This window comes from Candidatus Methylomirabilota bacterium (assembly GCA_035764725.1).
Taxonomy (GTDB): domain Bacteria; phylum Methylomirabilota; class Methylomirabilia; order Rokubacteriales; family CSP1-6; genus DASRWT01.
The window spans coordinates 1-20,351 of sequence record DASTYT010000006.1; the positions used below are offsets into that span (position 1 = coordinate 1).

Sequence of the window (20,351 nt, forward strand, 5' to 3'; positions counted from 1 at the left end):
CGTCGAATACCTCCCGGTGCAATTCCTCGCGCTGCGGGCGGGGAGCTCGGTCGATACTGATCGCCAGTTCACCGCGAGCACGGGATTGGGGTTCTATCCGACCAAGTACTTCCAAGCTGAGCTCGCGTACGTCTACAACGCCTTCCCGGAAGTCCGAAAAGAGTTCGGCCGAGCCCATCTGATCAGCCTCTCCCTGGCGGTCGTCTTCTAGCGGCGTCCCGGGCCCTTGAAGGGAGCCATGACGAATCGCGCGATCCGGAAGGCGAGAGAGCAAATAGCGCACTCGATCCGAGAGACGCTCGACCGTGAGTCTCGTGGATTCGAGTTGCGCTATGCCTATGCTCGCGTTGCCTGCCTCGCCGCGATATTCGGCGTGAACGCAGCAGCGATTTGCTGGCCGTGGCTCCAGGGCCTCGATCGTCTCCCGCCAATAGTCGCGCTTATGAATGCCGGCATGCTGCTCGGGGCACTCGCCATCCTCCTTCTTCTTCGTCGGGGATGGTACCCGTTTGGTATCACAGTCCTCGTACCGACCGTTGACGCCGCCTTCATCTTTTGCGGGTACGGCATCGTGCTTGCTACTTCAGAGCCGCCACTATTTGGTGTCGGCATGGAGGAGGTCGCCGTGATCTGTGCGCTGGTCGCATTGTCCGGCGGACTCCGGCTCCGGCCCATATCCGCGGGGTTCAGCACCGCGTCTGCCCTTCTAGCATACATAGCGTTGACGATGGCGAGCAACGAGCCCCTCGCCTTCCGTTCTCAGACGCTAGTTGCGATCGCGATCGGTGGCCTGTTTGGGTATCTGCTGACGACGATCGTGCGCGCCTCGCTCGACGGCGCAGTAAGTCGAACGATCTTTCGGCGGTTCTTGCCGGAACACCTTGTCGAGCTCGCCAGACGCGACCCGTTCGCCGCGATCGGTGAATCCAGGGTCCTTGAGGCGACGGTTCTCTTCTCGGACCTGCGGAACTTCACCGGCCTCGTCGAGTCGATGCCTCCGAGCGAGGTGCTGGAATACTTGAACGAGGTTCAAGGACTCCTAGCCAGTATCATCAGCAAGTATGGCGGCACCGTTGATAAGTTCATGGGCGATGGCATGCTGGCGGTCTTCGGTGCGCCGCAAAACCTGGACGATCATCCCCAGCAGGGGATCGGGGCGGCAGCCGAAATCATATCGTCCATCGCGACTCTCAACCGAGAGCGTCGCGAACGGGGGGAGCCGGCGGCCGAGATTGGCCTGGGCGTGCATGCGGGAAGCGTGATCGCAGGCTGTGTGGGGAGTGGAGCGCGTCTGGAATTCACGGTCCTTGGAGACGCGGTCAATGCGACTTCCAGGCTTGAGGGGCTGACCCGGGAGCTGGGAGTCACCGCGTTAGTCAGTGAAGAGACGGTCAGGCGCGCGGGTGACGGGGCGGGGTGGTCACGGGACGATGTTCTTGGGCGATTGAAGTGGCGTGGAGAAGTGTCGATCCGGGGGCGTATCGCCCCCATGTCTGTCTACTCACTCGAGGGGATAGCGGCATAATCCCAGCTTCCTGGGATCCGTAGCAGTCACTCCGGCGGGCGGCGGTTGCGCAGCGCCGGCGTGGCCTCCTCGTAGGCATGCGCGATGCGCAGGACCTTGGCCTCGTCCCACCGGGGTCCCACGATCTGCATCGACAGCGGCAGCCCGCCCGGCGACCATCCCACCGGAAGGGCGATCGCGGGGAGGCCCGTCACGTTGACGGGCCCGCGCAGGGGAATCCCCACCTCGGCGAACACGACGTCCTTGCCGTTCACACGCGCGGTGCCGTCGATGAGCGGCGCTTCGCACGGCGCCACGGGCAGGATCAGCGCGTCCACCTCCGCCAGCAGTCGATCGAGCGCGCGACGGACGCGCTCGCGGTCGCGGCACGCACGCACGTAGTCGTCCAGCGTCGTGGCGGCGGCTTCGCGCAGCCGCTCCCGCACGTCCGCGCCGTAGCCCTCCGCCTGCGCGGCGAAGCGTTCGCGATGCAGGGCCAGGAACTCGGCGCGCGAGATGGCGATCCTCGCGGCCTGCAGGGCCTCGCGAAGCGAGAAGGCCACCGTCTCGATCCTCGCCCCCAGCCCCGCGAGCGTCTTCACCGCCTCGTCGAGAGCGGACTCCACGGATCGGTCCAGCTCGGCCCCGTGGAAGTCGGGGCAGAGCGCCAGCCGCATCCCGCTCACGCCGGCTTCGATCCCTTCAATGAAGTTGGGCACGGCGACGTTCTCGCTCGTCGGATCGTCGGAATCCCAGCCCGCCATGCCCTGCAGCAGCAGCCCCGCGTCCCGCGCGGTCCGCGCGATGGGGCCAGGATGATCCAGGCTGAGCGCGTTGGGATAGATGCCGCGCAGGCTCACGCGGCCGTAGGTGGGCTTGAGCCCCACCACGCCGCAGCAAGCGGCGGGACTGCGGATCGAGCCGCCGGTGTCGGTGCCGGTGGCGGCGGCGCAGAGGAACGCGGCGACGGCGGCGCCCGAGCCGCCGCTCGAGCCGCCCGGCGAGCGGTCGAGATTCCAGGGATTCCGCGCGGGGCCGTACCAGGGATTGTTGGTCGTGGAGCCGGCGGCGAACTCGTGGGTGTTGCACTTGCCGATGACGATCGCGCCCGCCGCCTTGAGGCGCCGCACGGATTCGGCGTCCGCCGCGGGGACGTTATCCCGGTAGAAGGACGAGCCGTGGGTCGTGCGGATCCCGGCGGTGTCGAAGATGTCCTTCACGCCGACGGTGATCCCGTGGAGCGGCCCCAGCCGCGCGCCCCGCATGATCGCCGCCTCCGCGTCGCGCGCGGCGGTGCGCGCCGTGTCGGCGCACACGGTGATGTAGGCGCCGAGGCGCGGGTTGAGCCGCTCGATGCGCGCCAGGTGCGCCTCGGTCAGCTCCACGGGGGAGATCTCCCGGGCGCGGATCAGCCGCGCCTGCTCGCCCAGGCCGAGAAAAGGGAGCCGCGCGTCGCTCATCTCGCCTTGTCCCCCTTCGTGTGTGTGTCGGGATGAGGAGTCTTCCACGTGCCGCCGGCCTCCTTCGGCGCGTCGGCGGGCGCGCCCTCGATGGGGAGGCCCGCCGCCTTCCAGGAGTTGAAGCCGGTCTCGTAGTTCGCGACGTCGGGGAAGCCCATCTCGCGCAGCACGTCGGTGGCGAGCACGGAACGTCCACCCCCCGCGCAGTAGATGACGATGCGCTTCTCGGGATCGACCCGCCCGTTGTGATAAGGCGAGGTCGGGTCGAGCCAGAACTCCAGCATCCCCCGCGGGACGTGCATGGAGCCGGGGATCCACCCGAGCTTCTGCCGCTCGCGAATGTCGCGGATGTCGAGAAGCTGCACGCCACCCTTGTCGAGCTCCTTCCGGAGCTCCTCGGTGGTGACGTTCTCGATGCGGGTCTTCGCCTCGGCGACGAGCTGGCCGATGGTCTTCTTGGGCGTGAACATGAGGGGACCCTCCGCTTCCGGTATACCGTCGTCGCGCGCTCGGTTCAAGCCGTGCGTGCCGCGAGGAGCGCGCGCACCAGAGCGAGCTGCCGGCGATAGATCAGCCCGCCGTAGAGGCCCGCCGCGCCGGCGAGCAGCAGCGCGAGACCACTTGCGCCGTGGGCGGGATGAAAGCCGCGAAGGCCCTCCAGCAGCGCCGCGGCGGCCAGACACACCGCGGCCACCCGCACGGCCAGCTCGACCGGGGGCTCCTCGCGGCGACCGCGCGCCTCGGCGATCGTGTAGCCGAGCAGCGTGAAGGCCGCCAGGTATTGCAGGGTGCGGAGCAGCGGCAGGAGGCCGGGCATGTCGCCGAGATCGGCGAGGCCCCAGCCGCCGTGCCATGCGGTGGCCGTCCACGGCACCGGCCAGAGCGCGCTGAGGGTGAGATAGAGGCCCAGCAGCGGCCACACGCGGCGGAGCGTGGGCAGCTCGTAGCGGCGCTCCGACGTAGCGGGAAGCGGCCGCCGGGCCCGGAGCCACACCAGGAACGCGATGACGACCGAGCCGGCGAGTAGCAGCCAGGGCTGTCGCGCGAGCCCGGGCAGGGCGCCGAGGATATACCAGACACCGCTGACCGCGGCCAGCCCCGCCGGCGTGCGCACGGCGGCTTGGCGAAAATGATGACGCCAGGTCGCCGTGATCACGACGCCGCCGGCGAGCCCGAGCAGGGGGCCGAGCACGAGGCGCCCCGTCTCGCGTCCCGCCGCGAGACCGTCGAGCCAGAGGAGCGGCACGAGCAGATAGATGAGGTTCATGAGGGGCAGCTCCAGCGCGAGGCCGCGCACGAGGGTCCGGTCGAGCCGATTCTCGATGCGCTCGTGCACGACGGCGCCGAGCCACGCGCCGGCCGCGTTGGTGGCGACGTCCACGGGGCTCGCGAAGCGGCCGGGAAGGAAGATCTGCGCGGCTTCCAGCACGGCGCTGGTCACGAGCCCCGCAACGAGGGCCGTCACGGGCCGCCGTCCGGCCGCCGACCTCGACGACGCCCGGAAGAGAAAGCCCAACGGCACGAACAGCAGCACGTTGGCGCCGATGTCGCGGAAGTCCATCAAGTAGGAGAGGTGCACGGCGGGCGGCCACGCGAAGCGGAAGGGGGCCAGGGTGATGACGATGGTGATGCCGAGGAGGTAGCGGAGGAGGAGCCAGCCCGGCGAGCCTCCCCTCATCGGGCGCGGTATGCCTCGTAGGCGGCGGCGAAGCGGGGCGAGCGCGCGCGCAGCCGCTCGGGCGTGATGCGGCCGCCGCGCGTCAGGTACGAGTGCGCGAAGGGTAGGGGGTCGAGGCGCATCATGGCGCCGAAGGACTCGTACCAGAGGCCGCTCTGTCGCGCCACGTCGAGGAGGCGCTCCGCGGCGGGCCGCCGTGCCGCCTCGAACGCGGCGAGGGCCGCCGGCACCCCGGCGCGCGTGGCGCCATGCTCGGCGAGCGCGCGGGCGAGGGCGATCGCGTCCTCGAGGGCGGTGCGCGTGCCCGAGCCGATCGAGAAGTGCACGGTGCGGAGCGCGTCGCCCAGCAGCACGACGTTGCCGCGATGCCAGCGGCGGTTGGTGACCATTCTGAAGCGGAGCCAGGTGGATCGGTTGCTCAGGAGCGGATGGCCCCCCAGATCTGGCGCGAAGACCGCCTCGCAGTAGCGGCGGGCCTCGTCCTCCGACATCGTCTCCAAGCCGGCGCGCGCCCAGGTGTCGGCGTCGCATTCGACCACGAACGTGCTCGCGGCGGGCGCGTGCCGGTAGTGATGCGCCACGAAGGGACCGTGCGAGGTCTCCCGGAAGGTCAGGGTGAGGCAGTCGAAGGGCTGGGTGGTACCGTACCAGATGTATCGGTTGGTGAGCGCGGTCACGTCGGGCTCGAACGCTTCGCGGTAACGCTCGCGGACCACGCTGCCCGCGCCGTCCGCGCCCACGAGGAGGTCGGCGCCGGCCAGCGCGCCGGGATCCTCGCAGCGGGAGTCGAGCTCGAGGATCACGCCGCGCCGGCGGCAATGCGCCTGGAGGACGGAGAGGAGCGCTAGGCGCGCGATGCCGGAGAAGCCGAGGCCGTCGATCCGCACGGCCTCGCCGCGATGGACGATGGCCTGATCGCTCCACACTTCCAGGCATGCCTCGAGGTCGTGATACGACTCGGGATCGGCCTCGGCGAGGAAGCCCAGCGCGCGCTCCGAGAACACGACGCCCCAGCCATAGGTCGCGCCCGCGGGATTCTGCTCGATCACGCGGACCTCGTGACCTGATCGATCGCGCTTGAGCAGCAGCGCGAGGTAGAGTCCGGCGGGCCCGCCGCCCACGATGGTGACGCGCATCGGCATCGGTATAGCACGCCGGCGCCGCGCGCTCGCGCTCGGGCTTGACGTCGCGGGCCGTTGCGGCCTAGGGTCTCGCCATGACCCCACTCCGGACGCGTCGCCCACACGTCGTCGTCGCCCTCGCCCTCGTCGCCGCGGTCACCCTCTTGCCGTCGCCCACGCTCGCCGCCGAGGGCGAGATGCGCTGGGCGCTTCACGTCACCCTCGCCGCGAAATGGCTCGATCCCGCGGAGACCGAGGCGTTCAACACGCCGTACATGGTGATGTACGCGGTGCACGACGCGCTGGTGCGGCCCATGCCGGGCGGGGCGCTGACGCCGAACCTGGCCGAGTCGTGGTCGGAGTCGCGCGATCACCTCACGTACACGTTCAACCTCCGCAAGAACGCGCGCTTTCACAATGGCGAACTTGTCACCGCGGAGGACGTGAAGTTCTCGTTCGAGCGCTACCACGGCGCCTCCGCGACCCTCCTCAAGAGCAAGGTGAAGGAGGTGCAGGTGGTCTCGCCCGGTCAGGTGCGCATCGTGCTGAAGGAGCCGTGGCCGGACTTCATGACCTTCTACGGCACCACCGCCACGGGCGCGGGCTGGATCGTGCCCAAGAAGTACGTGGAGAAGGTGGGCGACGAGGGCTTCCTCAAGGCGCCGGTGGGCGCGGGGCCCTACAAGGTGGTGTCGCTCAAGCCCGGCGTGGAGCTGGTGCTGGAGGCCTTCGACGGCTACTGGCGCAAGGCGCCGTCGGTGAAGCGCCTCGTGATGCGCTCCATCGTCGACGAGGCCACACGCGCGGCGGCGCTGCGCTCGGGCGAGGTGGACATCGCCTATCTCCTGACCGGGCCCACCGCGGAGAGCATCCAGAAGCTCCCGGGTTACAAGCTGGTGGCGCCGCTGCTCTCCGGCGCGTTCTGGCTGGAATTGCCCGATCAGTGGGATCCCAAGTCGCCGTGGGCGGACCGCCGGGTGCGCCTGGCCGCGAGCCACGCCATCGACCGCGCCGCCGTGAACAAGGCGGAGACGCTCGGCTTCTCGCGGCTCACCGGCAACATGGTCCCGCCCATCTTCCAGTTCGCGGTGCCCTACGACCCGCCCGCCTACGATCCGGACCGGGCGAAGAAGCTCCTCGCCGAGGCCGGCTATCCCAGCGGCTTCGACGGCGGCGAGTTCTATCCGTTCCCCCCCTACAACTCCATGGGCGAGGCCATCCAAGGCTATCTCCAGGCGGTGGGCATCCGCACGCGCACCCGGGTCATGGAGCGGGCGGCCTACTTCGCGGCCTGGCGCGAGAAGAAGCTCAAGGGCGTGATCCTGGTGGTCAGCGCCGCCTACGGCAACACCGCCACCAAGCTCGAGCCCTACGTGATCCGCGACGGCATCTACGCGTACGGGAGCAACCCCGAGATCGACGATCTCTTCGTGCAGCAGAGCCGCGAGGGCGACGCCAAGAAGCGCGAGGCGCTCCTTCACCGCATCCAGAAGATCATCCACGACCAGGTGATCAACGTGCCGATCTACGATCTGGCCTTCATCTGGGGCGTGGGCCCGCGCGTCGAGGAGAGCGGGGCCGGCCTCATCCCCGGCTACGCCTACTCGGCGCCGATGGAGGACCTGAAGGTGAGGAAGAAGTAAGAGCGGGTGCCCCAGTACGCCCTCGGCATCGACATCGGCGGCACCTTCACCGACCTCGTGGTCTACGACCACGAGACGGGGCGGCAGTGGAGCCGCAAGGTCCTCACTACTCACGACGATCCCGCGCGAGCGGTGGCGGCGGGCGTGGATGCGATCCTCCGAGAGGGAGGCCTGGAGTCACGGCGCTTCACCAGGGTCGTCCACGCCACCACCCTCTTCACGAACGCCCTGATAGAAAGAAAAGGCGCCCGCACCGGGCTCCTCACCACCGCGGGCTTCGCCGACACGCTGGAGATCGGCCGCGAGCGGAAGTACGAGCTCTACGACCTCGCCATCACCAAGCCCGAGCCCCTCGTGTCGCGCGATTTGCGCCTCGAGGTGGCGGAGCGCGTGGGCGCGGACGGGAGCGTGCGGCGCCGCCTCGACGCCCGCGACGTTGCGGCGAAGGCCCGGCGGGCGGTGGCAGCCGGCGCCGAGTCCCTCGCCATCGTGTTCCTCCACGCCTACGCCAACCCGCGCCACGAAGCGGAGGCCGCGCGGATCGTGGCCCGCCTCTTCCCGCGTCTGGCCGTCACCACGTCCCACGAGGTGGCGCCGGAGGTCCGCGAGTTCGAGCGCGCCTCCACCACCGCGGCCAATGCGTACATCAAGCCGCTCGCCCAGCGCTATCTCGAGCTGATGGGGCGGCGGATCGCGGAGGCCGGCATTCCCGCGCCGCTCCTTCTCATGCTGTCGAGCGGCGGGCTCACCCACGTGGCGGAGGCGGAGCGCGCGCCCGTCCGCATGCTCGAGTCGGGGCCGGCGGCCGGCGCCATCGCCGCCGCGTTCTTCGGCCGGGAGGACGCCGACGAGGGCCGCGTGCTCGCCTTCGACATGGGCGGCACCACCGCGAAGCTCTCCCTGGTGGACGGCGGCGAGCCCTTGACAGCCTACTCGTTCGAGGCGGCCCGGCAGCGGCGCTTCATCGAGGGGAGCGGGCTGCCCATCCGTATCTCCACCATCGAGCTGATCGAGATCGGCGCGGGCGGCGGCAGTATCGCATCGGTGGACGAGATCGGCCTCCTCAAGGTGGGGCCGCGCAGCGCCGGCTCGCAGCCGGGCCCGGCCGCCTACGGTCTCGGCGGCGCCGAGCCCACCGTCACCGACGCGGATCTCCTGCTCGGCTATCTCAATCCCGACTACTTTGCGGGCGGCGAGCTCGCCCTCGACGTGGCTGCCGCGCGCGCGGCGGTGGAGCGCGTCGCCTGCGCGCTCGGGCTGCCCGCCACCCAGGTCGCGTGGGGCATCCACGACGTGGTCAACGAGAGCATGGCTTCGGCGGCGCGCGTGCATATCGCTGAGCGCGGCCGCGACCCGCGCCACTACGCGCTGCTCTGCACGGGCGGCGCGGGCCCCGTCCACGTCTGGTCCCTCGCCAGGAAGCTGGGCATGGCACGCGTCATCTGCCCGCCGTCGGCGGGCGTGGCCTCCGCGCTCGGCCTCCTGGTCGCGCCCGCCCGCGTGGATCGCGTGGCCACCGTGGGCATTCGCCTCGACGAAGGCAGCGTGGGCGCGCTGGAGGCGGCGTTTCGCCGCCTTGAGGACGAGGCGCGTGCGGTGATGGCGGATACGGGCCTGCCGCTGGGGCGTGCCACCATACAGCGGCTCGCCGACGGCCGCTTCCTCGGCCAGGGCTTCGACCTCGTCGTCACGCTGCCCGAGGGGCCCTACGCGGACACGCGCGAGGACCGCGCCCGCCTCACCGCCGCGTTCGAGTCCGCGTACCGCGAGAAGTTCGCGCTCACGCCCCCCGGCGTGCCGGTGGAGTTCCTCAACATCCGCGTCGCGGCGCGCGCGCCCGTAGCGGGCGCGGGCGTAGTGCTGGCCGGGCGGCGGGGCGGCGACGCGGGCGCGGCGCGCAAGGGCGAGCGGCCGGTCTACTTCCCCGACGCGGGCGGCTTCGTGCCCGCCTCCGTCTACGACCGTTACCGCCTGGGGATCGGTGACACCCTCACCGGCCCCGCGGTGGTCGAGGAAGAGGGCTCGACGCTGGTCGTCGGCCCGGGCGCCACGGCGCGCGTCGCCTCCTCGGGCAACATGATCATGACGCTCGACGCCGGCGCCTCCGCGCGGGGACGGTGAGAGGATCCATGGCAAGCACGTCGAGCACGGCGGCGCCCTTCGATCCCATCACGCTCGAAGTCCTCTGGACCCGCATCATCTCGGTGGTGGACGAGGCGGCCAAGGCCATCGTGCGCACCTCGTTCTCCACGCTCTCGAACGAGGCCAACGACTTCGCCTGCGTGCTCACCGACGCGCGGGGCAATGCGCTGGCCCAGAACTCGGGGAGCATCCCGTCCTTCATCGGCACGCTGCCGGCGACGGTGCGCCACTTCCTCCGCGAGATCGGACCGGAGCGGATGCGGCGGGGCGACGTGCTCATCACGAATGATCCCTGGAAGGGCACGGGCCACATGAGCGACGTGTCGCTGGTGAAGCCCATCTTCCATCGGGTCAACGGCGCGGAGCGGATCGTGGCCTTCTCCTCCACGACCTCGCACATGCCCGACATCGGCGGGCGCATCCGAGCCATCGAAGCGCGCGAGCTCTTCGAGGAGGGCCTGCACATCCCCCTCACGTGGCTGCGGCGGGGCGATCAGGCGGATGAGACGCTGCTCCGCCTGATCCGCGCCAACGTGCGCACGCCCGATCAGACGGTCGGGGACATCTGGGCGCAGGTGAGCGCCAACGAGCTGATGGACGCGCGGGTGCGCCGGCTCCTCGACGACTACGGCCTCGACGGGCTCGACACGCTCGGCGACGAGCTGTTCGGGCGCGCCGAGCGGGCCATGCGCGCGGCGATCCGGGCGGTGCCGGACGGGACTTATCGCTACGCGCTGGACACCGACGGCTTCGAAAAGCCCTATCACTTCACGCTGGCGCTCACCGTGAAGGGCGACGAAATCGTGGCCGACTTCACCGGCACCTCGCCCGCCCAGCCCCGCGCCATCAACTGCGTGCTCGCCTATACCTACGCCATGACCGCGTACGCCGTCCGCTGCGCGCTCCTCCCCGGGCTCCCGAACAACGAGGGCATGTACCGGCCCGTGAAGGTGGTGGCGCCGGAGGGCTGTCTCCTCAATCCGAAGTTTCCCGCGGCGGTGGTGAGCCGTGCGCAGACGGGCCACTACGTACCGGTACTGGTGCTGGGCGCGCTACATCAGGTCATTCCCGATCGCGTGATGGCGGGCGCGGGCTCGCCGCTCTGGGCGGTCGCCCAGTCCGGCGTGCGCGACGACGGGCGGCCCTACACCAATGTGCTCTTCTACAACGGCGGCATGGGGGCGACGCCGGCCAAGGACGGTGAGAGTGTGCTCTCCTGGCCCAGCAACATCTCGAGCACGCCGGTGGAGGTCGCAGAGCGCAATGCGCCGATCTTCTTCCACTGGAAGCGTATGCGCTCCGGGTCCGGCGGAGCAGGGAAGCACCGCGGAGGCCTGGGCCAGGATGTGCTGTTCGAGTCGGAGTCGAAGCGCCCCATCGTGCTGAGCTTCATGGCCGAGCGCACGCGATTCGCCGCGCCGGGGCTCGGGGGCGGCCGCGCCGGCGGGATCGGCGACGTGCGGATCAACGGGAAGAAGATCGATCACCGGCGCCAGTGGGTGCTGGAGCGCGGCGACCGCGTCCTGGTGTCAACGCCGGGAGGTGGGGGCTACGGCGCGCCCAGCCAGCGCGACCCGGCGGCCCGGCGCCGTGACCGAGCGCTCGGCTATGTCGCGGGTGCGAAGGGGCGGCAGCGCTAGCGGGGCTGCTGCTCGGCGGGCGCCGAGCCGTTACTGAACCAGACCCACCTGTAGGGCGTGTTCACGCCGTCACCCTCGAGCACGTACTTTCCGTGGGGATACAGGACCTCGCGCTGCACGGCAGCAGGCTGCGCGGCGGCGGGCTCCGATGCGGCGGGGGCCCACTGCGCCTGGGGCGCCGTGTAGACCACCGGAGGCGGATATGAGTAGTAGGGGTAACCAGCGTAACCGTAGTAAGGATACGGATAGCCCCCCCAGCCCCACCACCCCGGGAAGCCGAAACCCACCCCCACGAACACCCGGCCGCCGTGAGCATGGCCGCCGTGCACCCAGTTGCCGTGGCCGCCACGCCCCCCGGCATCCGCCGAGGGCGCCATCATCGCGATCGCGACCAGTGCCACCAACGCCACCGCGAGTAACCTACGCATCGCCGTTCCTCCTGCCTCCACGCTCAGGCCTTCTTCAACTCATCAACGCGGATCGGTAGGCGCCGGATCCGCTTGCCCGTCAGCGCGAAGATCGCATTGCACACTGCCGGAGCCACCGTGGGCACGCCCGGCTCGCCCAGGCCACCCGGAGGCTCCCCTGAATCCAGTATATACGCTTCGATGGCGGGTGATTCGCTGATCCTCAGAAGCGGATAGTCGTGAAAATTCGACTGCTTCACGTGACCACCCTCGATGGTGATCTCTCCGTGGAGGACCGCCGTGAGGGCATAGACCGCCCCTCCCTCCATCTGGGCCCGGACCTGGTCCGGGTTGACGGCGATCCCGCAGTCGATGGCGCCCACGACGCGATGGACGCGTGGGCGGCCTTCATCGTTTACAGATACCTCCGCCACGTGCGCGGCGTAGCTGCCGTAGGAGAAGCCGACCGCGACCCCCCGGGCCCGGCCCGGCGGCAAGGCCGTCCCCCATCCCGCCTTCTGGGCGGCCAGATCCAGGACCCCACGGTGTCGGGGTGACTTGCTGAGGAGCATGCGGCGGTACTCGACGGGGTCCGCGCCGGCGGCGTGGGCCAGCTCGTCCACGAAGCTTTCCACGATGAACGTGTTCTGGGACGGGCCGACGGAGCGCCAGAATCCCAGCGGGACGCCGAGGTCCTTGTTGACCCACTCGACGCGTACGTTGGGGATCGCGTAGGCGAAGTTGCGCACGCCCTCCATCGCGGCGGGATCGATGGTGACGCCCTGCGGGGCGCGCCCCTTCTGGATGAGGATCCCGGGGCCCACGACGCGGCTCCACCACGCCGTCGGCTTCCCGCTCTGATCGAGGGCCGCGCGGAACACGTTGTAGGTCGCGGGCCGGTAGAAGCCGTGCTGCATGTCGTCCTCGCGCGTCCACATCACCTTGACGGGCACGCCCACCGCCTTGGCCGTCTCCACCGCGTCCACGATGAAGTCCAGCTCGCCGCGCCTGCCGAAGCCGCCGCCGAGCAATGTGGTGTGCACGGTGACCTTGCTCGCGGGGAGGCCGGTGAGCCGGGCGCCGGTAGCCTTGGCGCCGCCCGGATTCTGCGTGGGCGCCCAGATCTCACAGGCGTCCGCGCGTACGTGCGCGGTGGCGTTCATCGGCTCCATGCACGCGTGCTCGAGGAACGGCACCTGATAGACGGCCTCGAGCCTCTTGGGGCCGGCGGCGAGGGCCGTCTTCGCGTCGCCCTCACTGCGCGCCTCCTGACCGGGCTGCTTCGCGGCTTCGGCGTACTCGCGATCGATCCGCGCGCTCGACACCTGCGCCATGGGGCCCTCGTCGTACGTGACCTTGAGGGCGCGCCGCCCCTGGAGCGCGATCCAGAACGTGTCGGCCACCACCGCCACGCCGTGGCTGACCTGCGCCACGTGCCTGACGCCGGGGATCTTTTTCGTCTCGGTCGCGTCGAAAGCCGTCACCTTGCCGCCGAAGACCGGGCAGCGCTCGATGGACGCCACCAGCATGCCGGGCACGCGCACGTCCATGCCGTAGATGCCGGAGCCGTTCACCTTCATCGGCGTGTCGCGGCGCGAGACCTCCTTGCCGATGTAGCGGAATTCGGCTGGCGTCTTCAGCGTGGGATTCTGGGGGACGGGGAGCTGCGCGGCCTTGTCCACGAGCTGGCCGTAGGTCAGGCGGCGACCGCTGCCCTTGTCCACGACCACACCGGGCTCGGTGGTCACCTCGCGCACCGAGACCCCCCACTCCTGCGCCGCGGCCTGCTTCAGCATCTCGCGCGCGGCCGCGCCGGCCTTGCGCAGCATGGCGAGATGGTCGCGCACGCCGCGGCTTCCGCCATACGACTGATTGCCGGTGACCGGATTGGCGTAGAGCTTGGGATCGGCGGGCGCCTGCTCGATCTTGATCGAGCCGAGTTCGGCGTCGAGCTCGTCGGCCACGATCATCGGCATGGTGGTGAGCGAGCCCTGGCCCATCTCGGGCACGGAGTTGACGATCGTCACCACGCCGTCGCGGTCGATGCGGATCCACTGATTGGGCGCGAAGACGCCCGCGCCCTGCGCCCGCGCGCGGCGGGCCCCGAGCGGCACCTCGAACCCGACGGCGAGCACGCCGGCGGCGGCGAGCCCGCCGTGGAGGAGCGCGCGGCGCGAGAGGCGGGCGGGGATCATGACGCGCCTCCCTTCCTCGGCGCGGGCGGCGAACCCGCCCGCAGGGCGGCGGCGCGGTGGATGGCCGCGCGGATGCGCGGATAGGTGCCGCAGCGGCAGAGATTCCCCGACATCGCGTCGTCGATGTCGGCGTCCGTAGGGCTGGGCGTGCGCGCGAGCAGCGCCGCCGCCGACATGATCTGCCCCGACTGACAGAAGCCGCATTGCGGCACGTCCACTTCGATCCAGGCCTGCTGCACCGGGTGGTCGGTCTTCGTCGAGAGCCCCTCGATGGTGGTCACCTGCTTGCCCGCCACCGCGGAAAGCAGCACGGTGCACGCGCGCGTGGGCTCTCCGTCCACGTGCACGGTGCAGGCGCCGCAGAGCGCGATGCCGCAGCCGTACTTCGTGCCGGTGAGGGCGAGCTGCTCGCGCAGGATCCAGAGCAGCGGGGTGTCGGGGGCAGCGTCGACGTTCCGGGGGGTGCCGTTCACGCTGAGCGAAACCATAGGCGACCTCCGAGGCCGAGCGGACCGGTTCCGGGGGAGCGATCTGCGTTCAGGCGTCATGCTACCATCGCCCAACATGGACTGGAAACCGGAGATGGACGAGCTGCGTCGCCGCGAGGCGTTCGCCGAGGCGCTCGGCGGGCCAGAGCGCGTGAAGCGGCAGCACGATGGTGGGCGGTTGACGATCCGGGAGCGGATCGAGCGCCTCGTCGACGCGGGCTCCTTCCACGAGGTCGGCAAGATCGCGGGCCGCGCGCACTACGACGAGCGCAACGACCTGGTGAACCTCACGCCTTCGAACTTCGTGTTCGGACGCGCGCGCGTCGACGGTCGGCCGGTGGTGGTGGGCGGCGACGACTTCACCGTGCGTGGGGGCTCCGCCGACGCGACCATCAAGGGCAAGCACCTCATGTGCGAGCGCATGGCCAACGAGATGCGCCTGCCCCTTATCCGCCTGGTGGAGGGCTCGGGCGGCGGCGGCTCGGTGAAGACCATCGAGACCACGGGCCGCGCCAACGTGCCCGGCGTCGCGGGCTGGGAGACGGTGGTCGCCAACGTGGCCACGGTGCCGCGGGTGGCGCTCGGGCTGGGCTCGGTGGCGGGGCTCGGTGCCGCCCACCTCGCGGCGGCGCATTTCTCGATCATGGTCAAGGATCTGGCCGCGATGTTCGTCGCGGGCCCGCCCGTCGTCGAGCGCCTCGGTCAGAAGCTCAGCAAGAACGAACTCGGCGGCTGGCAGATTCAGCTCCGGGCGGGCGGCGTGGATAATGCCGTGGACACGGAAGAGGACGCGTTCGCGCTCGCGCGGCGCTTCCTCTCCTACCTCCCGTCCTCGGTGTACGACGTGCCGCCGCGCGGCCCCATCACCGACGATGCCGCGCGCCGCGAGGAGTGGCTCGCCGATGCGATCCCTCGGGACGTGAGAAAAGTCTACAAGATGCGCGCGATCGTCGAGGCGGTGGTGGACCGTGGCTCCTTCCTCGAGATCGCGCCGCTCTACGGGCGCAGCGTGATCACCGGGCTCGCGCGCGTCGACGGCTGGCCGGTGGCGGTGATGGCCTCCGACCCCTTCCACTACGGCGGGGCCTGGACGGCGGACACGTGCCAGAAGGTGGAGCGCTTCGTGGACCTGGCGCAGACCTTCCACCTGCCGGTCGCGTACCTCGCGGATTGCCCGGGCTTCCTCATCGGGCTCGAGGCCGAGCAGACCGGCACCATCAAGCAGGGCGTGCGGGCGATGTCGGCGATCTGGCAGTGCACGGTGCCGTGGTTCTCGGTGATCGTGCGCAACTCGTTCGGCGTGGCGGGCGCCGCGCATCAGAACGGCGGTCGCTACTGCACGCGCTACGCCTGGCCCTCGGGACGCTGGGGCTCGCTGCCCCTGGAAGGCGGGATCGAGGCGGCGTACCGCGCCGACCTCGACGCGGCGCCGGACCGCGCGGCGAAGATGACGGAGATCGAGGACCGCTTGAACAAGCTTCGCTCGCCGTTCCGCTCCGCGGAGACGTTCTGGATCGAGGAGATCGTGGATCCGCGCGACACGCGCCCGCTCCTCTGCGAGTGGGCCAATCTCGCCGCGCCGCTCCGCACGCCGGGGCCGTCCGCCCACGGCATGCGGCCCTGACCGGGAGGCCGATCCGTGGCCTGGGATCCCGCGCAGTATCTGAAGTTCGCCGATCATCGCCTGCGTCCCGCCGTCGATCTGCTCTCGCGCGTGGACTTGACGGCGCCCGGCGAGGTGTACGACCTGGGCGCGGGGGCGGGGAACGTCACGCGGCTGATCAAGGCCCGCTGGCCGGAGTCGCGCGTCACCGGCGTGGACTCCTCGGCGGAGATGCTGGCCAAGGCTGCCGCCACCGCGCCAGAGATCAAATGGGAGCGGGCCGACCTCGCGACCTGGCGGCCGCCGCGTCCCGCGGACCTCATCTACTCCAATGCCACGCTGCACTGGATCGAGGGCCACGCGGCCCTTTTCCCCGCGCTGCTCGCGAGTCTCAACCCCGGCGGCGTCCTCGCCGTGCAGATGCCGCGGAACTTCAACGCGCCGTCGCACACGCTGATCGCCGAAGCTGCGCGCGGCGGCCCCTGGCGCGCGCAGCTCGAGCCCCTGCTGCGGCCCACGCCGGTGGGCGATCCCGCCCTGTACTACGATCTCCTCGCCCCGCGGGCGGCCGCGCTGGATGTGTGGGAGACGGAGTATCTCCAGGTGCTCGAGGGCGAGAACCCCGTCAAGGAGTGGACCAAGGGAACCTGGCTCAAGCCGCTGCTCGACGCGCTCCAGGAGCCGGAGCGCTCGGGCTTCGAGTCCGCCTACGCCGCGCTGACCGCGGACGCGTATCCACGCCACGCCGATGGCCGCACCCTGTTCCCCTTCCGCCGCCTCTTCATCGTCGCCCGCGCGAAGTGATGGCTGAGGCCGGCGCATCGTCGCCCGGGCTGGTCTGTCGCGAGGCCCTCCCCAGCGTCGCCGGCGAGCGGTGCGCGGCGCTGCTGCTCCAGGCGCACTATTACCGCGGCCAGCTCGTCAACGAGTCCAACGCGCTGTTCCTGCAGCTGGCCGATGGCGCCTGGCACCGCATCTTCATCGAGGCGGGCGTGGTGTTCTGGCACACGGTGGACGCGCTCGACAGCCCCGACGGCGACCGCCACCACTACACCCTCATGGACCTCGGCGCCGCCCACGGGCTGGTCGGGCGCCGACTGGTCGGCGTCTCCACGGTGGAGCTCCCTCACGGCGGCGAGCTGCGCCTCGACTTCGAGGGCGGCCTCCGCGTGAGCATGCGCCACGTGGACGGACGCTCGGCGGTGGTCGTGAAGGCGTGACACCGCTCGTCCGCCGCTACATCAAGACTAGCTTCGTCTTCCTCGTCCTCGGCCTGGTCCTCGGCGCGTATCTGATCGTGGCGCAGTTCGGGATCGGCGCCTATCCCCCGCGCCTCGTCGTGACCGCCCACGTGCACCTCCTGCTGGTCGGCTTCATGCTGATGATCGTCATGGGCGTCGCCACCTGGATGTTCCCGCGGCCTTCGCGCGAGGACACGCGCTATCGCCCCGAGCTCGCGGAGGCCGTCTACTGGGTGATGACGCTCAGCACGGCTTTTCGCGCCGCCGCCGAGATGCTGCTCGCCTACACGGGCAGGCCCGCGCTCGGGTGGCTCATCGCCGCGGGCGGGCTCGGGCAGGTCGCGGGCGCCATGCTGTTCGTCGCGAACATGTGGGTGCGCGTCCGCATGCCGCCCGCTGCCGGCCGCTAAGTCCTCGACAGGGCGGGCCTTCCTCGTATGACCGCCGTCATAACGGCTTCCGTGCGCCCCGCCTACGCTGGGATCAACAACGCAGCGCACGAGGAGGCGCGCCATGAAAAGAACCTGGATGCTGGCGGCGGCGGTCGTGGTGATGGTGGCGGTGGGCGCGGGCGTCCGGCTGGGGCGCGACGAGAAGGAGGCGGCCACGGCGGCGCCATTTCCCGAGGTGCAGGCGACCCTGGTGTCGCCGCCGCTCGTGCCGCCGCCGATCGACCGCGCCGGCAATGCGCGGGTGATCGTGAGCCTGGAGACGCGCGAGGTGAAGGGCACGCTCGCGGACGGCGTCGAGTACACGTTCTGGACGTTCGGGGGCACAGTGCCCGGTCCCTTCGTGCGGGTGCGCGTCGGTGATCTCGTCGAGCTCCGCCTGAGCAATCATCACGGGAGCCGGAACCCGCACTCGATCGACCTCCACGCGGTCACCGGCCCCGGCGGCGGCGCCGCGGTCACGCAGCTCGGCCCCGGGCAGGCCGGCGCGTTCGAGTGGAAGGCGATGAACCCCGGGCTCTTCGTGTACCACTGCGCGACGCCCAGCGTGCCCGCGCACATCGCCAACGGCATGTACGGGCTGATCCTCGTGGAGCCCGAGAAAGGGCTTCCGCGGGTGGACCGCGAGTACTACGTGATGCAGGGCGAGTTCTACACGAAGGGCAAGACCCTGGCGCCGGGCCTGCAGGCGCTCGACGCGGCCAAGCTCACGAGCGAGCGGCCGGAGTACGTGGTGTTCAACGGCCGGATGGGGGCGCTCATGGACGACGGCGCGCTCAAGGCCAAGGTGGGCGAGACGGTACGGCTCTTCGTGGGCAACGGTGGCCCGAACCTGATCTCGTCCTTCCACGTGATCGGCGAGATCTTCGACACCGTGTACACGGAGGCGGCGATGGGCGGCACGCCGGCGCGGAACGTGCAGACCACGCTGGTCCCCGCGGGCGGCGCCGCCATCGTGGAGATGACGGTGCAGGCGCCCGGCCGGTTCTTGCTGGTGGACCACAGCATCGTCCGCGCGATGGAGAAGGGCGCGCTGGGCGCGCTCGAGGTGGCGGGTGCCGAGCGGCCCGAGGTGTTCCGGGTGCTCACGCCCGGCACGGGCGGGACGGGCGGTCACTGATGGGCGCTGCGATGAGCCAAGCGATGCGTGCGCTCGTCGCGGCCGGGGCGGCCGCCGCCGAAATGGGGCGGCGGCCGCAGCCTCGGCGCGATGCCGCCCTGGCGCCATCTTCCCGAGAGCGAGCGCTGGGCCGTCATCCACCACCCCCGCTCGCTGAAGAAGTAGGCGGCGCTAGTACCCGCCGCCGCCCTGGCGCTCGCAGTGACTGCGGTCGGCGCGCCAGATACCGCCGGAGCGCTCGCAGTCCCCTTGCGTGGGAGTGTCCCCGAGCCGGGTCGAGGGACCGGCACAGCCCGCCAGCATCAGGAGCAAGAGGCACCCAAAGGCGCTCCGCATGATCTGTCCCATGCCCGTCCTCCTTCTCCCCACAACCCCGGGGAGAAGGGAAAGGGTCCGGGGCGAAACTCAGGGAGCGGGCGGTCGGCGCCGGCGCAGCAGGCTGAAGCCCACGAAGGCGGCCAGGCCCGCCGTCGCGATCGCGGTGGCCATGGGCGCGGCGGTGCCATCGGCGAGGTGGCCGACCGCGATCCCGTAGGCGGCGGACCCCGTCATCTGGATCACGCCGAGACCGGCGGAGGCGAGGCCCGCCATGTGGGGGTACGGTCCAACCGCTCCCGCCACCGCATTGGGGTTGGCCAGCCCCAGGCCCAGCGAGAAGAAGAACATGGGCGCGATGATCGCGGCCACGCCGGTGACGCCGCTCCAGGCGAGCGTCGCCATGAAGACACCGGCGGCGGCGCCGAGCCCGGTACCGACCAGGATCAGCCGGTCGCCGGGCACACGGCCGGTCAGTCGAGACGTCATGAAGCTTCCGCTCATGATGCCGACGGCGACCGCGGCGAAGCAGAAGCCATAGACGGCGGGGGCGACCCCGAATCCCTGGATGAGCACGAAGGACGAGCCGGAGATGAACGCGAACTGGCCACAGAACATGAACGTGACGACCAGCACGTAGGCGAGATACGTCGGATCGCGCAGGACGGTGCCGAGGTTCCCGACGAAGCGCGCGGGCCGGAGCGCGGTGACGTCCGGCCGCACGTTGGTCTCGGGGATCATGGCGGCGCCCGCGAGCACGAAGACCGCGCCGAAGCCCGCGAGCACGAAGAAGATGGACCGCCACCCGAACAGCGCGTGGAGGAAGCCGCCGATGATCGGGGCGAGGATGGGATTGAGCGCCTGCGCGGTGCCCATGAGCGCGAGCACGCGCGCGGCTTGATCGAGCGCGTACACGTCGCGCACGATCGCGCGCGAGATCACCTGCCCGCTGCCCGCGCCGAAGGCTTGCAGCACGCGCGCCGCCACCAGGGTTCGGATGCTGGGCGCGAGTGCGCACGCGAGCCCCGCCGCCGCGTAGAGACCGAGGCCGGTGAGGAGAGTGCGACGGCGGCCGAAGCGGTCGGAAAGCGGTCCCCATGCGAGCTGGGCGGGGGCCAGGCCCGCGAGGAACAGCGTGACCGTGAGCTGCGCGGTGGCGGGCCCGGTGTCGTAGGCACGTGCGAGCGCGGGCAGTGACGGCAGGAACATGTCGATCGACAGCGCCCCGAGCCCGACCACCGCGGTGAGGAGGATGGCGACGCGGCCGAGGCGCGAAGGCCGCGGCCCGGGATCGAGAGTGGTCACTGAAGGGATGGTAGCGCATGACCGCCCGCGCTCACTCTCC

At 70.6% G+C, this 20,351-nt stretch carries 19 protein-coding genes and 1 pseudogene; 11 read left to right on the forward strand and 9 right to left on the reverse strand.

Annotated features, from left to right (window positions below):
- On the forward strand, positions 1 to 211 hold a 211-nt coding region (locus tag VFX14_00375), incomplete at its 5' end, for a hypothetical protein (protein ID HEU5188121.1).
- 27 nt (positions 212 to 238) lie between these two features.
- Positions 239 to 1,525: an adenylate/guanylate cyclase domain-containing protein gene (locus tag VFX14_00380; GenBank protein ID HEU5188122.1), complete on the forward strand. Its 1,287-nt coding sequence runs from the start codon at positions 239 to 241 to the stop codon at positions 1,523 to 1,525.
- Between the two features lie 26 nt (positions 1,526 to 1,551).
- Here VFX14_00380 and VFX14_00385 read toward each other — a convergent pair whose 3' ends face one another.
- From VFX14_00385 to VFX14_00400, 4 genes are read right to left on the reverse strand one after another with little or no spacing between them, the layout of a single operon-like run.
- On the reverse strand, positions 1,552 to 2,964 hold the full coding sequence (locus VFX14_00385) for an amidase (GenBank protein HEU5188123.1): 1,413 nt from the start codon (positions 2,962 to 2,964) through the stop codon (positions 1,552 to 1,554).
- Positions 2,961 to 3,434: a rhodanese-like domain-containing protein gene (locus tag VFX14_00390; GenBank protein ID HEU5188124.1), complete on the reverse strand. Its 474-nt coding sequence runs from the start codon at positions 3,432 to 3,434 to the stop codon at positions 2,961 to 2,963. The genes VFX14_00385 and VFX14_00390 overlap by 4 nt, the downstream gene beginning before the upstream one ends.
- Before the next feature lie 44 nt (positions 3,435 to 3,478).
- Entirely contained in the window at positions 3,479 to 4,642 is a 1,164-nt protein-coding gene (locus VFX14_00395) for a VanZ family protein (protein HEU5188125.1), read from the reverse strand.
- Complete coding sequence (locus VFX14_00400; GenBank protein HEU5188126.1) at positions 4,639 to 5,784, reverse strand: FAD-dependent monooxygenase; 1,146 nt, start codon at positions 5,782 to 5,784, stop codon at positions 4,639 to 4,641. Before VFX14_00400 ends, VFX14_00395 begins: the two co-directional genes overlap by 4 nt.
- A 74-nt stretch (positions 5,785 to 5,858) precedes the next feature.
- Between VFX14_00400 and VFX14_00405 the strand changes: the two genes are divergently transcribed.
- From VFX14_00405 to VFX14_00415, 3 genes are read left to right on the forward strand one after another with little or no spacing between them, the layout of a single operon-like run.
- Positions 5,859 to 7,406, forward strand: a complete 1,548-nt coding sequence (locus VFX14_00405; protein ID HEU5188127.1) for an ABC transporter substrate-binding protein — start codon at positions 5,859 to 5,861, stop codon at positions 7,404 to 7,406.
- Between the two features lie 6 nt (positions 7,407 to 7,412).
- The gene (locus VFX14_00410) at positions 7,413 to 9,527 is read left to right on the forward strand and encodes a hydantoinase/oxoprolinase family protein (GenBank protein ID HEU5188128.1); all 2,115 of its coding nucleotides are present in this window, start codon (positions 7,413 to 7,415) and stop codon (positions 9,525 to 9,527) included.
- Between the two features lie 8 nt (positions 9,528 to 9,535).
- Positions 9,536 to 11,188, forward strand: a complete 1,653-nt coding sequence (locus tag VFX14_00415) for a hydantoinase B/oxoprolinase family protein (GenBank protein HEU5188129.1) — start codon at positions 9,536 to 9,538, stop codon at positions 11,186 to 11,188.
- On the opposite strand, the gene VFX14_00420 is transcribed toward VFX14_00415, so the two are convergent.
- From VFX14_00420 to VFX14_00430, 3 genes are read right to left on the reverse strand one after another with little or no spacing between them, the layout of a single operon-like run.
- The gene (locus tag VFX14_00420; GenBank protein HEU5188130.1) at positions 11,185 to 11,616 is read right to left on the reverse strand and encodes a hypothetical protein; all 432 of its coding nucleotides are present in this window, start codon (positions 11,614 to 11,616) and stop codon (positions 11,185 to 11,187) included. The two genes, VFX14_00415 and VFX14_00420, sit on opposite strands and share 4 nt — an antisense overlap.
- Positions 11,617 to 11,639: 23 nt before the next feature.
- Positions 11,640 to 13,790 carry a xanthine dehydrogenase family protein molybdopterin-binding subunit gene (locus VFX14_00425; GenBank protein ID HEU5188131.1) on the reverse strand — a complete coding sequence of 717 codons (2,151 nt, stop codon included), beginning with the start codon at positions 13,788 to 13,790 and terminating at the stop codon, positions 11,640 to 11,642.
- Complete coding sequence (locus VFX14_00430; GenBank protein ID HEU5188132.1) at positions 13,787 to 14,278, reverse strand: (2Fe-2S)-binding protein; 492 nt, start codon at positions 14,276 to 14,278, stop codon at positions 13,787 to 13,789. Before VFX14_00430 ends, VFX14_00425 begins: the two co-directional genes overlap by 4 nt.
- A 76-nt stretch (positions 14,279 to 14,354) precedes the next feature.
- On the opposite strand from VFX14_00430, the gene VFX14_00435 reads away from it, so the two are divergent.
- From VFX14_00435 to VFX14_00460, 6 genes and pseudogenes are all read left to right on the forward strand, one after another.
- Positions 14,355 to 15,902, forward strand: coding sequence for a carboxyl transferase domain-containing protein (locus tag VFX14_00435; protein HEU5188133.1), 1,548 nt, complete (start codon positions 14,355 to 14,357; stop codon positions 15,900 to 15,902).
- 15 nt (positions 15,903 to 15,917) lie between these two features.
- The gene (locus VFX14_00440) at positions 15,918 to 16,685 is read left to right on the forward strand and encodes a methyltransferase domain-containing protein (protein ID HEU5188134.1); all 768 of its coding nucleotides are present in this window, start codon (positions 15,918 to 15,920) and stop codon (positions 16,683 to 16,685) included.
- Positions 16,685 to 17,101: a hypothetical protein gene (locus tag VFX14_00445; protein ID HEU5188135.1), complete on the forward strand. Its 417-nt coding sequence runs from the start codon at positions 16,685 to 16,687 to the stop codon at positions 17,099 to 17,101. The genes VFX14_00440 and VFX14_00445 overlap by 1 nt, the downstream gene beginning before the upstream one ends.
- On the forward strand, positions 17,098 to 17,532 hold the full coding sequence (locus tag VFX14_00450) for a hypothetical protein (GenBank protein ID HEU5188136.1): 435 nt from the start codon (positions 17,098 to 17,100) through the stop codon (positions 17,530 to 17,532). The genes VFX14_00445 and VFX14_00450 overlap by 4 nt, the downstream gene beginning before the upstream one ends.
- A 142-nt stretch (positions 17,533 to 17,674) precedes the next feature.
- A pseudogene (gene nirK, locus VFX14_00455) lies at positions 17,675 to 18,649 on the forward strand (copper-containing nitrite reductase).
- A 69-nt stretch (positions 18,650 to 18,718) separates the two neighbouring features.
- Positions 18,719 to 18,856, forward strand: a complete 138-nt coding sequence (locus VFX14_00460) for a hypothetical protein (protein ID HEU5188137.1) — start codon at positions 18,719 to 18,721, stop codon at positions 18,854 to 18,856.
- Positions 18,857 to 18,862: 6 nt separating this feature from the next.
- On the opposite strand, the gene VFX14_00465 is transcribed toward VFX14_00460, so the two are convergent.
- Positions 18,863 to 19,039, reverse strand: a complete 177-nt coding sequence (locus VFX14_00465) for a hypothetical protein (protein HEU5188138.1) — start codon at positions 19,037 to 19,039, stop codon at positions 18,863 to 18,865.
- A gap of 57 nt (positions 19,040 to 19,096) precedes the next feature.
- Positions 19,097 to 20,311: a multidrug effflux MFS transporter gene (locus tag VFX14_00470; GenBank protein HEU5188139.1), complete on the reverse strand. Its 1,215-nt coding sequence runs from the start codon at positions 20,309 to 20,311 to the stop codon at positions 19,097 to 19,099.
- Positions 20,312 to 20,351: the final 40 nt, after the last annotated feature.

Coding starts and splice junctions, on each gene's coding strand:
- VFX14_00380 (HEU5188122.1), top strand. CDS start 239: ATGACGAATCGCGCGATCCGGAAGGCGAGAGAGCAAATAGCGCACTCG.
- VFX14_00385 (HEU5188123.1), bottom strand. CDS start 2,964: ATGAGCGACGCGCGGCTCCCTTTTCTCGGCCTGGGCGAGCAGGCGCGG.
- VFX14_00390 (HEU5188124.1), bottom strand. CDS start 3,434: ATGTTCACGCCCAAGAAGACCATCGGCCAGCTCGTCGCCGAGGCGAAG.
- VFX14_00395 (HEU5188125.1), bottom strand. CDS start 4,642: ATGAGGGGAGGCTCGCCGGGCTGGCTCCTCCTCCGCTACCTCCTCGGC.
- VFX14_00400 (HEU5188126.1), bottom strand. CDS start 5,784: ATGCCGATGCGCGTCACCATCGTGGGCGGCGGGCCCGCCGGACTCTAC.
- VFX14_00405 (HEU5188127.1), top strand. CDS start 5,859: ATGACCCCACTCCGGACGCGTCGCCCACACGTCGTCGTCGCCCTCGCC.
- VFX14_00415 (HEU5188129.1), top strand. CDS start 9,536: ATGGCAAGCACGTCGAGCACGGCGGCGCCCTTCGATCCCATCACGCTC.
- VFX14_00420 (HEU5188130.1), bottom strand. CDS start 11,616: ATGCGTAGGTTACTCGCGGTGGCGTTGGTGGCACTGGTCGCGATCGCG.
- VFX14_00425 (HEU5188131.1), bottom strand. CDS start 13,790: ATGATCCCCGCCCGCCTCTCGCGCCGCGCGCTCCTCCACGGCGGGCTC.
- VFX14_00430 (HEU5188132.1), bottom strand. CDS start 14,278: ATGGTTTCGCTCAGCGTGAACGGCACCCCCCGGAACGTCGACGCTGCC.
- VFX14_00435 (HEU5188133.1), top strand. CDS start 14,355: ATGGACTGGAAACCGGAGATGGACGAGCTGCGTCGCCGCGAGGCGTTC.
- VFX14_00445 (HEU5188135.1), top strand. CDS start 16,685: ATGGCTGAGGCCGGCGCATCGTCGCCCGGGCTGGTCTGTCGCGAGGCC.
- VFX14_00465 (HEU5188138.1), bottom strand. CDS start 19,039: ATGGGACAGATCATGCGGAGCGCCTTTGGGTGCCTCTTGCTCCTGATG.